At 71.3% G+C, this 12085-nt stretch carries 13 protein-coding genes; 4 read left to right on the forward strand and 9 right to left on the reverse strand.

Features of this window, described 5'->3' with window-relative positions; translation table 11 throughout:
• Window positions 1-7: 7 nt before the first annotated feature.
• Both ACYVLP_RS20070 and ACYVLP_RS20075 read right to left on the reverse strand, forming a co-directional pair.
• The gene (locus tag ACYVLP_RS20070; RefSeq protein ID WP_460629089.1) at window positions 8-1045 is read right to left on the reverse strand and encodes an NADP-dependent oxidoreductase; all 1038 of its coding nucleotides are present in this window, start codon (window positions 1043-1045) and stop codon (window positions 8-10) included.
• 17 nt (window positions 1046-1062) lie between these two features.
• Window positions 1063-1497: an organic hydroperoxide resistance protein gene (locus ACYVLP_RS20075; protein ID WP_460629090.1), complete on the reverse strand. Its 435-nt coding sequence runs from the start codon at window positions 1495-1497 to the stop codon at window positions 1063-1065.
• A gap of 69 nt (window positions 1498-1566) precedes the next feature.
• On the opposite strand from ACYVLP_RS20075, the gene ACYVLP_RS20080 reads away from it, so the two are divergent.
• The 4 genes from ACYVLP_RS20080 to ACYVLP_RS20095 all read left to right on the forward strand — a co-directional run bounded on the left by ACYVLP_RS20080 (window position 1567) and on the right by ACYVLP_RS20095 (window position 4873).
• Window positions 1567-2100 carry a MarR family winged helix-turn-helix transcriptional regulator gene (locus ACYVLP_RS20080; protein ID WP_460629091.1) on the forward strand — a complete coding sequence of 178 codons (534 nt, stop codon included), beginning with the start codon at window positions 1567-1569 and terminating at the stop codon, window positions 2098-2100.
• Window positions 2101-2163: 63 nt separating this feature from the next.
• Window positions 2164-2889, forward strand: coding sequence for a PadR family transcriptional regulator (locus tag ACYVLP_RS20085; protein ID WP_460629092.1), 726 nt, complete (start codon window positions 2164-2166; stop codon window positions 2887-2889).
• 173 nt (window positions 2890-3062) lie between these two features.
• Complete coding sequence (locus ACYVLP_RS20090) at window positions 3063-4094, forward strand: ATP-binding cassette domain-containing protein (protein WP_460629093.1); 1032 nt, start codon at window positions 3063-3065, stop codon at window positions 4092-4094.
• Window positions 4091-4873 carry an ABC transporter permease gene (locus ACYVLP_RS20095; RefSeq protein ID WP_460629094.1) on the forward strand — a complete coding sequence of 261 codons (783 nt, stop codon included), beginning with the start codon at window positions 4091-4093 and terminating at the stop codon, window positions 4871-4873. The genes ACYVLP_RS20090 and ACYVLP_RS20095 overlap by 4 nt, the downstream gene beginning before the upstream one ends.
• A 144-nt stretch (window positions 4874-5017) precedes the next feature.
• Here the strand turns inward: ACYVLP_RS20095 and ACYVLP_RS20100 are convergent, their stop codons facing one another.
• The 7 genes from ACYVLP_RS20100 to hisD all read right to left on the reverse strand — a co-directional run bounded on the left by ACYVLP_RS20100 (window position 5018) and on the right by hisD (window position 12083).
• Entirely contained in the window at window positions 5018-6379 is a 1362-nt protein-coding gene (locus ACYVLP_RS20100) for a DUF445 domain-containing protein (RefSeq protein WP_460629095.1), read from the reverse strand.
• Between the two features lie 26 nt (window positions 6380-6405).
• The gene (locus ACYVLP_RS20105) at window positions 6406-7278 is read right to left on the reverse strand and encodes an SseB family protein (RefSeq protein ID WP_460629096.1); all 873 of its coding nucleotides are present in this window, start codon (window positions 7276-7278) and stop codon (window positions 6406-6408) included.
• Window positions 7275-8018 (reverse strand): bifunctional 1-(5-phosphoribosyl)-5-((5-phosphoribosylamino)methylideneamino)imidazole-4-carboxamide isomerase/phosphoribosylanthranilate isomerase PriA, encoded by a 744-nt coding sequence (priA, locus tag ACYVLP_RS20110; RefSeq protein WP_460629097.1) that lies wholly within the window; start codon window positions 8016-8018, stop codon window positions 7275-7277. Before priA ends, ACYVLP_RS20105 begins: the two co-directional genes overlap by 4 nt.
• Window positions 8019-8110: 92 nt before the next feature.
• Entirely contained in the window at window positions 8111-8749 is a 639-nt protein-coding gene (gene hisH / locus ACYVLP_RS20115; protein WP_460629098.1) for an imidazole glycerol phosphate synthase subunit HisH, read from the reverse strand.
• A 16-nt stretch (window positions 8750-8765) separates the two neighbouring features.
• Window positions 8766-9374, reverse strand: a complete 609-nt coding sequence (gene hisB / locus ACYVLP_RS20120; protein WP_460629099.1) for an imidazoleglycerol-phosphate dehydratase HisB — start codon at window positions 9372-9374, stop codon at window positions 8766-8768.
• Window positions 9375-9546: 172 nt separating this feature from the next.
• A complete protein-coding gene (locus ACYVLP_RS20125; protein ID WP_460629100.1) occupies window positions 9547-10719 on the reverse strand; it encodes a histidinol-phosphate transaminase in 1173 nt (390 codons plus the stop codon).
• Entirely contained in the window at window positions 10716-12083 is a 1368-nt protein-coding gene (gene hisD / locus ACYVLP_RS20130; protein WP_460629101.1) for a histidinol dehydrogenase, read from the reverse strand. Before hisD ends, ACYVLP_RS20125 begins: the two co-directional genes overlap by 4 nt.
• Window positions 12084-12085 lie beyond the last annotated feature (2 nt).

Consider the following 12085-nt stretch of genomic DNA (forward strand, 5'->3'; position numbering starts at 1 on the left):
TCGGAAGTCAGAGCCGGACGAGCATCTTGCCCACGTTGTCGCCCCGCAGCACGCCGAGGAAGGCGTCTACCGCGTGTTCGAGGCCGTCCACGAACGTCTCCCGCGACGTGAGGGTCCCGTCGGCGAGCCACCCGGCGGCGCGGGCGGCATACTCGGCAGCGAGGTCGTAGTGGTCGCCGACGAGGAAGCCGCGGATGGTGCCGCGGGTCTGGATCAGGCGTGACAGGTTCCGGGGGCCCGGCGGGGGCTCGGTCGCGTTGTAGGCGGAGACGGCGCCGCAGATCGCGATCCGGCCGCCGAGCCGCAGCGACCCGATGGCGGCCTCGAGGTGGTCGCCGCCGACGTTGTCGAAGTAGACGTCGATCCCGTCCGGTGCAGCCTCCCGCAATAGCCGAGAGACCTTCCCGTCCCGGTAGCTGAAGGCAGCGTCGAAGCCCAGGTCGTCGAGCACGTGGCGCACCTTCTCGTCGGAGCCGGCACTGCCGACCACGCGAGACGCCCCCAGCGCCTTGGCCACCTGGCCGGCCACGCTCCCCACGGCGCCGGCGGCGCCGGACACGAACACGACGTCGCCCGTCTTGACCGGGGCGATCCGGGTCAGGCCCGCGTATGCCGTGAGGCCGGTCATGCCGAGAACGCCGAGATACGCCGACGCGGGCGCCTTCGTCGTGTCGACGACACGTGCCGAGCCGGAGTCCACGACAGACACCTCGCGCCAGCCCAGCCCGTGGAGGACGTGGTCCCCGACCGCGAACCCGTCGGCGCGGGACTCCTCGACGACGCCGACCGCACCTCCGTGCATCGCCTCCCCGAGCGCGTAGGGCTCGGCGTAGGACTTCGCGTCGCTCATCCGTCCACGCATGTACGGGTCGACCGACATGACGACGTTGCGTACTCGGACCTGGCCGGCGCCGAGCGCAGGAAGGAGGCTCTCGACGATGGAGAAGTCCTCTGGACGGGGCCATCCGACGGGGCGGCGCTCGAGCCGAACCTCTCGCGGCCGCTCGCCGGCTGACGGAATCGACTGGGGCACAGTGCTGCTCACGTCCATCGCTTCTTCGCTCACGCGATCACGAGCTCGACCGGGATGTTGCCGCGAGTCGCGTTGGAGTACGGGCAGACGCGGTGCGCGGTCTCAACCAGGTCGCGGCCGAGGTCGGGGTCGATGCCCTCCGGGAGCTCCACGTTGAGGATGACGCCCAGCCCGAAGCCGTCACGGGCGTTGCCCGAGAAGCTGACGTCGGCCGTCACCGCGGCGTCGAAGTCCTCGACCCTCCGGCGGCGCGCGACGAGCGCCAGCGCGCTCGCGAAGCATGCGGCATACCCCGTGGCGAAGAGCTGCTCGGGGTTGGTGCCCTCGCCCGTCCCGCCGAGCTCGCGCGGTGCGGCGAGCGTCACGTCGAGGCGCCCGTCGGACGTGACGGCGCGGCCCTCTCGACCGGACGCGGTCGCCGAGGCGACGTAGAGGGCCTTGGGACGGTCGGTGACGGTGGTCATGGTGCTCCGCTTCTCTAGGGTCTATGGCGCACAATTGAGTTGTGCGCAATTGGATTGTATGCTCGACACATGAGTCCTGCCAAGTCCGCGACGCGCCGGTCGGCGCCGATGGCCACGGATCAAGACACGGCTTCGCCGGACGCGTCCGCTCCGCCGGTGGCTGCCGACCTCCGGCTCGACGCCCAGATCTGCTACGCCATGCACACGACCGTGCGAGCCTTCGACGCCGTCTACCGGTCGCTGCTCAAACAGCACGGCCTCTCCTACCCGCAGTACATCGCCCTCATGACGATCGGCGAGCACGGTGCCCTCACCGTCGGCGAGCTCGGCGACCTCATGCGCCTCGACTCAGGCACGCTGTCGCCGCTGCTCAAGCGGATGGAGGCGGCCGACCTCGTCGCCCGCCATCGCGACCCGGGGGACGAGCGCCGGGTCCGCGTCGAGCTCACTCCCGCTGGGCGCGAGCGCCTGGCGGCGGTGGCCGGCATACCCCGGGCGATCGTCGAGCGCAGCGGCCTCGACCGCGCCCGCCTCGCCGAGCTGCGCAGCACGCTGCGAGCTCTCGTCGACACGCTCGAGGACGACACCACCCCGCTTCCCTGAGCCTCTCTTGCTTCCTGCCTCCAGTTCGAATACTCTGAGTCAAGTATTCGAACTGGAGGACTCATGACCCGCCGCCGCGTCAACAACCCACTGGCCCTGGCGGTGCTCGCCTGCCTCGGGGAGCGGCCGATGCATCCCTACGAGATCAGCCAGACGCTGCGCCACCGCGGCAAGGAGAAGAGCATCAAGCTCAACTACGGCTCGCTCTACTCGGTCGTCGCCGCCCTCGAGAAGCACGGCCTCATCGTCGAGCAGCAGCGGATCCGCGAGGGCAACCGCCCGGAGCGCACGGTCTACGCGATCACGCCCGCCGGCGCCGACGAGTTCGAGGACTGGCTGTCCGAGCTGCTCAGCACCCCGACGGACGACCCGTCGTCGCTCGAGTCGGCGCTCTCGCTCATGGCCGGGCTCCCGCCCGACCAGGCGGCGCTGCTGCTGCTCGAGCGGGTCACCCGGCTCGACCTCGAGCTGCTCAGCATCAAGTCCGCCAACGACTGGTCCCGCGAGCACGGGCTCCCCGAGATCTTCCTGGTGGAGAGCATCTTCCGTGAGACCATGCTGCGTGCCGAGCGGGAGTATGCCGCTGCGCTCGCAGCCGACATCCGCTCCGGCGCCCTCGGCGGCGCCAAGGCCTGGCGCAAGCTCCACGAGCTGAGGGCCTCCGGTGAGTCGATGGACCAGATCCTCGCCGATCCCGTGCGCTACCTCGGAGAGGAGGGACGCATCCTCGCCGAGCTGGACGCCCTGGGCGCCGGCGGCGAGCCACCGGCCGCAGCACCAGGAGACTGAGCCGGCACCCTCGACCCGGCGCGGCAACGCCGGGCCGAGGGCCATTCCTCGAGCTGGTCGAAGCGACCTGCCACCTGGGCACTCAAGGCACACCACGAGCCTACGGCAGGAGCGTCGACCGACTCCCCCATCAGCGCCTCGCGCGTCCGCGCGGAGCCACCAAAGGAGTCATCATGACGCAGCACCCCGTCGCGGCCGCCAAGGTCGCGACCCCGAGCTCACCGCCGCCCGGCGAGACCTGGGCCATCGAGGCCGTCGGCCTCGTCAAGACGTACTCGGCCGGGCGCCGCAAGCCGCCCGTTCGCGCCCTCGACGGACTCACCCTTCGGGTTCGGTCCGGCGAGGTGTTCGGCCTGCTCGGGCCGAACGGCGCCGGCAAGTCGACGACCGTCCGCATCCTCTCCACGCTCTCCCGACCGGACTCGGGCGCCGCCCGGGTCGCAGGTCACGACGTGCTCGCCGATCCCTCGGCCGTGCGCCACGCCATCGGGCTCGTGTCACAGAAGCCGAGCGCCGCACCCCTGATGACGGGTCGGGAGAGTCTCGAGATGGCCGCCCGCATCCAGGGCATGAGCCACACCGACGCGCGGCACCGTTCCGACGAGCTGCTCGAACGGTTCGGGCTCGCCGAGGCCGCCGACCGCCTCACGAAGACGTACAGCGGCGGGATGAACCGCAAGCTCGACGTAGCCATCGGTCTCGTCAACCGGCCGGCGGTGCTCTTCCTCGACGAGCCGACGACCGGCCTGGACCCAGAGGCTCGGGCCGAGATGTGGGCCGAGATCGCACGCATGGCTTCCGTGGACCGGATGACGGTGCTGCTCACGACCCACTACCTCGACGAGGCCGACCACCTGTCCGACAGGCTCGCGATCGTCGACCACGGCCGGCTCGTGGCCCACGGCTCGCCGGATGAGCTCAAGAGCGAGCTCCGAGGCGACAGCCTCGTCTTCGAGCTCGCCGACCCGGCATCGGGATCCGTTGCAGCACAGCGACTCTCGCAGCTGGACTCTCTCGTCGACATAGTCCACGAGGGACGCACGGTTCGCGCCCGGGCCGACCGCGGCGCGAGCGTGATCCCGACCGCGCTGGCGGTGCTCGAGCAGGGCGGCATCGACGTCAGCTCCGCCACGCTGGCCCGGCCGTCACTCGACGACGTGTACCTGCGCCATGCCGGCCGCGCGTTCGAGGAGGTGGCATCGTGACCACGCTCGTGACGCACTCGGCCCTCATGACGAGGCGGTCGGTCAGCTCGCTCGTGCGCCAGCCGGCCTTCGTCGTCATCACTCTCGTGCAGCCCGCCATCTGGCTGCTGCTGTTCGGAGCGCTGTTCCAGAGTGCAGTGCAGATTCCAGGTTTCGGGGCCGGCGGCCAGTCGTACCTCGAGTTCCTCACGCCAGGGGTCGTCATGATGACGGCGCTGTTCTCGGCGGCGTGGGCGGGCACGCAGTACATCGAGGACATGAACCTCGGCGTCATGGACCGCCTGCTCGCCTCCCCCGTGCGTCGCGGCGCCCTGATGAACGGCACCATCGCCTACCAGAGCATCACGTGCATCGTGCAGACGTCCGTGATCGTCGTCATCGCGTATGCCGCCGGCGCCCGTTTCGACAACCCGCTCCCCGGCATACTCCTGACCTTCCTTGCGGCGGTGCTGCTGACGATCGTGTTCGCCGCGCTGAGCAACGCGGTCGCCCTGCTCGCCAGGGACCAGAACGCGCTCATCGGCATCAGCCAGCTGCTGTCGCTTCCGCTGGCGTTCGTCTCCTCCGCGATCATGGACCCAGCGCTCGCACCGTCCTGGCTGCAGACCGTCGCGACGTACAACCCCCTCGACTGGGCTGTCGTGGTGAGCCGGGAGGCGCTGTCGTCCGCGACCGACTGGGCCGCGGTGTGGCCCCGCCTCGGAGCTCTCGCAGCCCTCGCCGCCATCATGAGCTGGCTCGCGACGAAGGCCTTCGCGGCGTACCAGCGCTCGCTCTGAGGCCGAGGCGCCGCCCAGCTACGCGCGTGACGAAGCGCTCACTCGACCAGCGCTCACTCGACCTGCAGGGGCGGGTGGGACGGCGCGCTCGCTCGACCCGGGAAGGTGCCCGGGTCGAGTGAGCGCTCCTGGTGTCCTGGCTCGCTAGGGGATGAGCAGCGAGATGGCATGGATGAGCATGCCGATCAGACCGCCGACGAGGGTGCCGTTGATCCGGATGAACTGCAGGTCGCGCCCCACCTGGAGCTCGACCCGCTCGGCCGTCTCCTTGCCGTCCCAGCGGTCGATGGTGTGGCTGATCACCTGGGTGATCTCCGTGCCGTAGCGCTCGACCGCATAGACCGTCGCGTCGCAGATGCGTGCGTCGATGCGGTCGCGCAGCGACCGGTCGGCGAGCAGCCGCTCGGCCAGGGCGGTGACCTCCTGGACGCCACGGACGCGCACCGGCCCGTCGACGTCCTCCAGCGCGGCGATCACGACCTCGCGCATCGAGCGCCACAACGCCATCGCGGTGTCCGCCGTCTGCGGGTGCGTGAGGAGACGCTCCTTGAGTCGCTCCGCCTTGGCCTGCGTGACCGGGTCGTGCTGGAGGTCGTCGGCCAGGTCGATGAGCAGCTTGTCCAGGGCGATGCGCACATCGTGCTTGGGGTCGCGGCGCACGTCGGCGACCCACTTCAGCGCCTCGGTGTGGATCTTGCGGGCGACGATGTCGTTGATCGCGTCGGGAACCCAGGTGGGTGCGCGCTGGACGATGAGCGACTCGAAGAGGTCCTCGTTGTCGACGAGCCAGATGCGGATCTCGTCGAGAGCGAGGTCGACGAGGCCCGCGTGCGCCTCGTCACGGACGACCTGGTCGAGCAGGCTGCCGGCCAGCGGGCTCACCGGCACCTCGATCAGCCGCGGCAGCACCGCCTGCTCGATGATCGCGCGCACGTCGTCGTCGGGGATGCGGTGCAGCGCGTGGACCGTGACCGTCGCCACCTCGTCGACGAGACGTCGCGCGTGCCCGGGAGCCAGTGCCCACTCGGCGAGACGCCGAGTCGGCTCGGCGTCGAGCACCCGGTCGCGGATGATGTCCTCGCGCATGAAGTTCTCGCTGACGAACTCCTCGAGGCTCCGGCCGATCATCTCCTTCTTGCGCGGGATGAGGGCGGTGTGCGGGATCGGGAGCCCGAGCGGATGGCGGAACAGGGCCGTGACCGCGAACCAGTCGGCGCACGCGCCGACCATCGACGCCTCCGCACCGGCGTTGACAAAGCCGAGGACGCCGTCGTCGTGGCCTCTGGTCAGGATGTAGACGATGGCTGCGAGGACGAGCAGCCCGGTCGCCACAAGGCGCATCCGTCGCAGGTCCCGCCTGCGCTGGGCATCGAGCGCTGGGTCGACGATGAACCCGAGTGGGCCGCTTGGCGGCGCTGCGCTCCGGTGCGGCGCTCTGGCCGCGGACGTGGCCGGGTCGGATGGCCCCGGCGGGCGTTCCCGAGTGGCCTGGGGTGTGGTGTCCACGTGCGGCACCTCCGCGGGTGTGTTGCTCAGCGCGCCGTCTCGAGCGCGAAGGTCAGAGCATCGATCCTCGCACGGGTCTCTCCATCGGTCGCGATCCGCTCCCCGATCCGTGTCGCAAGGGCCTGCACGTCGTCGGCGCCGAGGCCCGGGCGCAGCACCAGGACCACACGCAGGACACCGGCTCCGGCGGGCTCCCCCGCCTCGAGCCGGTGGCCGGCGACGGCTTCCTCGCCGCGCACGGCCGCGGCCACCGCAGCGGCGACGTGCTCGTCGTCGTGGCTCGGTCGCCACTCGCGCTCCAGGGCCAGTGCCCACAGCATGCTGGGGCGCAGCACGGTCGTGTGGGGCGACCCGAGGTCGACGACGAGCACGTGACACTCCTCACCGATCGCGGCCCGCGCGGCGGCTGCAGCCGAGACCGGAACCGGGCGGGCGTCAGGGTCCCAGGCGCTCAGGCTCGCCAGCGAGGTGAACATCGGCAGCGCGCGCTGCCCGTCCGGTGCATTGAGGATGACGGCGGCCATGTCGCTGCGAGTCTCGACCCTGTGCTCGCCGGACTCGTCGACGTCTGACGCCACAGCGACGACCGGCACCAGCCAGCGGGTGCGGGCCACGTGCGCGACGAGGTCGGCCTCGGTCTCGCCGGTCTCAGCGGCGTCGGCCACAGAGGCCTCAGAGGCCCCAGAGGCCCCAGAGGCCGCAGAGGCCGCGGTTGCGGACGCGGAGCGCGCGCGCCCTTCGAGCAGCGCGAGGACCTTCGGGTCGGCCGCACCGGTGTCGTCGGCGAACCCGTGGGACGGGATGTTCTTGCCGGCCCACGCCTGGCCTGCCGAGTCGGCGGGCCGGCCCTGGGCGTCGAGGTGTGCCGCCGAGTGGTCGTGGTGTGCAGGGCCCGTCATGATCCCGGTCGCCCGGCGACGTCGAGTGCCTCGGGCAGCGTGAAGGCACCGCGGTAGAGGGCCGAGCCGACGATGGCCCCCTCGACGCCCTCGCCCACGAGACCACGGATGACCCGGATGTCCTCGAGCGTCGACACGCCGCCACTGGCCACGACCGGCCGGTCGGTCCTGGCGCACACGCCCCGGAGGAGCTCGACGTTGGGGCCCTGCAGCATGCCGTCCTTGTTGACGTCGGTGACGACATAGCGAGCGCACCCCTCGCGGTCCAGTCGCTGCAGCGTCTCCCAGAGGTCTCCACCCTCGCGGGTCCAGCCCCGCGCGGCGAGGGTCGTCCCGCGGACGTCGAGGCCGATCGCCACCCGGTCGCCGTGCTCGGCGATGACCGAGGCCGTCCACTGGGGGTCCTCCAGCGCGGCGGTGCCGATGTTGACCCGTCGGCAGCCGGTGGCCAGTGCCGCCTCGAGCGAGTCGGTGTCGCGGATACCCCCGGACAGCTCGACGGCGAGGTCGAGGCGGCCGACGATCGAGGCGATCAGGTCGCGGTTGCTGCCCCGACCGAAGGCGGCGTCGAGGTCCACGAGGTGGATCCATTCGGCGCCCTGCTCCTGCCAGGCCTTCGCAGCCTCCCATGGGTCGCCGAACTGCCCGCCGCTGCCTGCGACTCCCTGGACGAGCTGGACGGCCTGGCCGTCGGCGATGTCGACGGCGGGCAGCAGCTCGAGGCGCGGCTGGTCGGTCATCTCGGTGTGACTCCTGAAGGTGATCTGTGGGTTGGGCGACGGCCCGGAGGGACGCCGGCTACCGGTTTTCTGGCCGGACGGTGGGCGCCGGGCTAGAGGCTGCGCACCCAGTTCTCGAGCAGGTGTGCACCGGCGTCGCCGGACTTCTCCGGGTGGAACTGAGTCGCAGACAGGGGTCCATTCTCGACCGCCGCCACGAACGGCGCACCGTGGCGCGCCCACGTCACCCTCGGCGCGACCGCACGGAAGGCTCCCGTGGCCTCGAGCGTCCAGCGCTGGACGGCATACGAGTGGACGAAGTAGAAGCGCTCGTGCTCGACCCCGGCGAACAGCGCCGACCCGTCGGCGACCTCCACCTCGGACCAGCCCATGTGAGGCACGATGTCGGCCGGCAGCCGCTCCACCGTGCCCGGCCACTGCCCGAGACCCTCGAGCGGCCGCTCGGACGGCTCGCTGGAGCCGTCGAAGAGCACCTGCATCCCGACGCAGATCCCGAGCACCGGACGCCCGCCGCTGATCCGGCGGCCGATGATCCTGGGCCCGTGCGCCGCGGCGAGGCCGGCCATGCATGCGTGGAAGTTGCCGACACCGGGAACGAAGAGCCCGTCGCACTCGAGCGCGGCGACCGGGTCGGCGGTCAGGGTCACCGACGCTCCGACCCGCTCGAGCGCGCGCACAGCAGAGCGGACGTTGCCGCTCCCGTAGTCGAGGACGACGACGTCGGCCGTCATGACAGCGCCGCCATCGTCAGAGAGCACCTTTGGCGCTGGGGATACCGACGACACGGTCGTCGCGGGCCACGGCGGCGCGCAGCGCACGTGCCACGGCCTTGAACTGCGCCTCCACGATGTGGTGTGGGTCGCGGCCGGAGATCACCCGCACGTGCAGGCACAGGCCGGCGTTGAAGGCGAACGACTCGAAGACGTGCCGGGTCATCGACCCGGTGAAGTGCCCGCCGATGAGGGCGTACTGCTGGCCCTCGGGCTCACCTTCGTGCACGACGTAGGGCCGGCCGGCGACATCGACCACGGCGTGCGCGAGCGCTTCGTCGAGCGGCACGGTCGCGTCGCCGAACCGGGAGATCCCGGACTTGTCGCCGAGCGCCTCGCGCACGGCCTGGCCGAGCACGATGGCGGTGTCCTCCACGGTGTGGTGGACGTCGACGTCGACGTCACCCGTGGCCCGGACGGTGAGGTCGATGAGCGAGTGCTTCGCGAGCGAGGCGAGCATGTGGTCGTAGAACGGCACGCCCGTGGAGATCTCCGACCGCCCGGTGCCGTCGAGGTCGAGCCACAGGTCGACCGATGACTCGGAGGTCGCCCGGCTGATCTTCGCCGTGCGGTTGGAGCTGCTCATGCAGGATCACCTTCCAGGAAACGCCGCGGCGCCGGCGTTGCCTGGACGCAGCGCAGCGAGCTGGGTCCCACGCTCTGCGTGGGAGGAACGAGCGAACGGAGCGGAGGAAGGCAAGGCCTCAAAGGCGCCGTGGCACGCGCCGAAGCGAAGCGGAGGTGCCATTCAACACTGCTCATGCAGGATCACCTTCCAGGGGCTCGGGCGTTGCGCGGGCATCGTCGCTCGGTGGCACGACGTGGGTCGGCGCGATCGTGGCCATCGCCGTGAGGAACGCCGTCGTCTCGTCAGGGTCACCGGCGGTGACCCGCAGGTGGTGCGGTATGCCGACGTCGCGGACCAGCACACCAGCATCGAGCAGCGCCTCCCAGGTCGCCCGCTCGTCCGCGAGGCCGCCGAAGAGGACGAAGTTGCTGTCGCTGGCCACGGGCGTGGCCCCGATCGCCGCGAGGCCGTCGACGATGCGGTCGCGCTGGTGCTTGATCACCTCGACGGTCGCAAGCATGACGTCGGCGTGCTCGAGTGCCACCCGCGCGATGGTCTGTGTCGGCGTGGACAGGTGGTAGGGCAGCCGCACGAGGCGCAGCGCGTCGACGAGCTCGGCGGAGGCCACGAGGTAGCCGAGGCGGCCACCGGCAAAGGCGAACGCCTTGCTCATCGTGCGCGTGACGACGAGGCGTGGGTGGTCGGCGAGCAGGGTGAGGGCACTGCGCGTCCCGGGCCGCGCGAACTCGGCGTAGGCCTCGTCGACGACGACGATGGCGTCCGGCGCCGCAGCGAGCACCGCGCCGATGACCTCGAACGGCAGGGCCGTGCCGGTGGGGTTGTTCGGCGAGCAGAGGAAGACGACCGAGGGGTTCGCTGAGTGGGCCTGTTCAGCAGCCGACTCCGGTGTCAGGTCGAACGTCGTCGACCCGCGGAGGCCGTCGACCCAGGTGGTGCCGAGCGTCTCGCTGATGATCGGGTGCATCGAGTAGGACGGGGTGAAGCCCAGCGCGACCCGGCCGGGCCCGCCGAACGCCTGCACGATGTGGGACAGCACTTCGTTGGACCCGTTGCCCGCCCAGACCTGCTCGGGGGTCACCGCCACGCCCGACTGCTTCTCGAGGTATGCCGTCAGCGCCTTGCGCAGGTCCGTGAAGTCGCGGTCGGGGTACCGGTTGAGACCCGCCACGTCGTCTGCGAGCGCCGCCATGATCGCCTCGACGACGATCGCGGGAACCGGGTAGGAGTTCTCGTTGGTGTTGAGCCGCACGGGCACGTCGAGCTGGGGCGCGCCGTAGGCCGTCCGCCCCCGAAGGTCCTCGCGCAACAGCCGCTGGACGTCGCTCGGGGCATCTGCGCTCATCGCGGCACCTCGTCCCCGAACCGGGCCGTGACGGCCTCGCCGTGCGCCGGAAGATCCTCGGCCTGAGCGAGCGTGACGACGTGGTGGGCCACCTCGCGCAGGGCCGCCTCGTCGTAGTCGACGACGTGGATCCCGCGCAGGAACGACTGCACGGACAAGCCGCTGGAGTGGCAGGCGCAGCCGGCGGTCGGCAGCACGTGGTTGGAGCCCGCGGCGTAGTCGCCGAGGCTGACGGGGGCGTTGGGCCCGACGAAGATGGCGCCGGCGTTGCGCACCCGGGCGGCCACGTCCGCGGCATCGCGGGTCTGGATCTCGAGGTGCTCGGCGGCATACGCGTTGACCACGTCGAGGCCCGCCGCGATGTCGTCGACCAGGACGATGCGGGACTGCCGTCCGGACAGTGCCTCGGCCACCCGCTCCGTGTGCTTGGTGGCGGGCACGCGCCGCGCCAGCGCCTGCTGGGTCGCCTCGGCGAGCTCGTCGCTGTCGGTGACGAGCACCGAGGCCGCGAGGGGGTCGTGCTCGGCCTGGCTGATGAGGTCTGCAGCGACGATGTCGGCGTCGGCCGAGTCGTCGGCGAGGATCGCGATCTCGGTGGGGCCGGCCTCGGCGTCGATCCCGATGAGGCCCTTGAGGAGCCGCTTGGCGGCGACGACCCAGATGTTGCCGGGACCGGTGACCATCGACACCGGCTCGCACGCGACGCGCAGCCCGTCGACCTCACCGAGCTCGGGGTCGTCGTCGACGAAGCCGTAGGCGAACATCGCGACCGCCTGGGCGCCTCCGACGGCATACACCTCGTCGACACCGAGCAGGGCGCACGTGGCGAGGATGGTCGGGTTGGGGTAGCCGACGAAGTCGCCGACATTCTCGCGCTGGGGCGGCGAGGCCACAGCGAGTGACCCCACCCCGGCCAGCTGGGCCGGCACGACGTTCATGATGACGCTGCTCGGGTAGACGGCGAGCCCGCCGGGCACGTAGAGGCCCACGCGGTCGACCGGGACCCAGCGCTCGGTGACCGTGCCGCCGGGCACGACCTGGGTGACTGTGTCCGTGCGGCGCTGGTCGGCGTGGACCACGCGGGCCCGCCGGATGGACTCCTCGAGCGCCGCGCGCAGGTCGGGATCCAGGCCGTCGAGGGCGCGGCGCAGCACCTCGGAGGGCACGCGCAGGTGGGTCGGGCGGACGCCGTCGAACCGCTCCCCCAGGTCTCGCAGCGCCGCTGCCCCGCGATGCTCGACGTCCTCGCAGATCGGCCGCACCTGCGTGAGGGCGGCCGTGACGTCGAACTCGGCTCGGGGCAGGGCCCCGCGCAGGAAGCGCACGTCGAGCGTGCGTCCGCGCAGGTCGAGGCTGGACATCATGG

This window comes from Intrasporangium mesophilum (assembly GCF_054783095.1).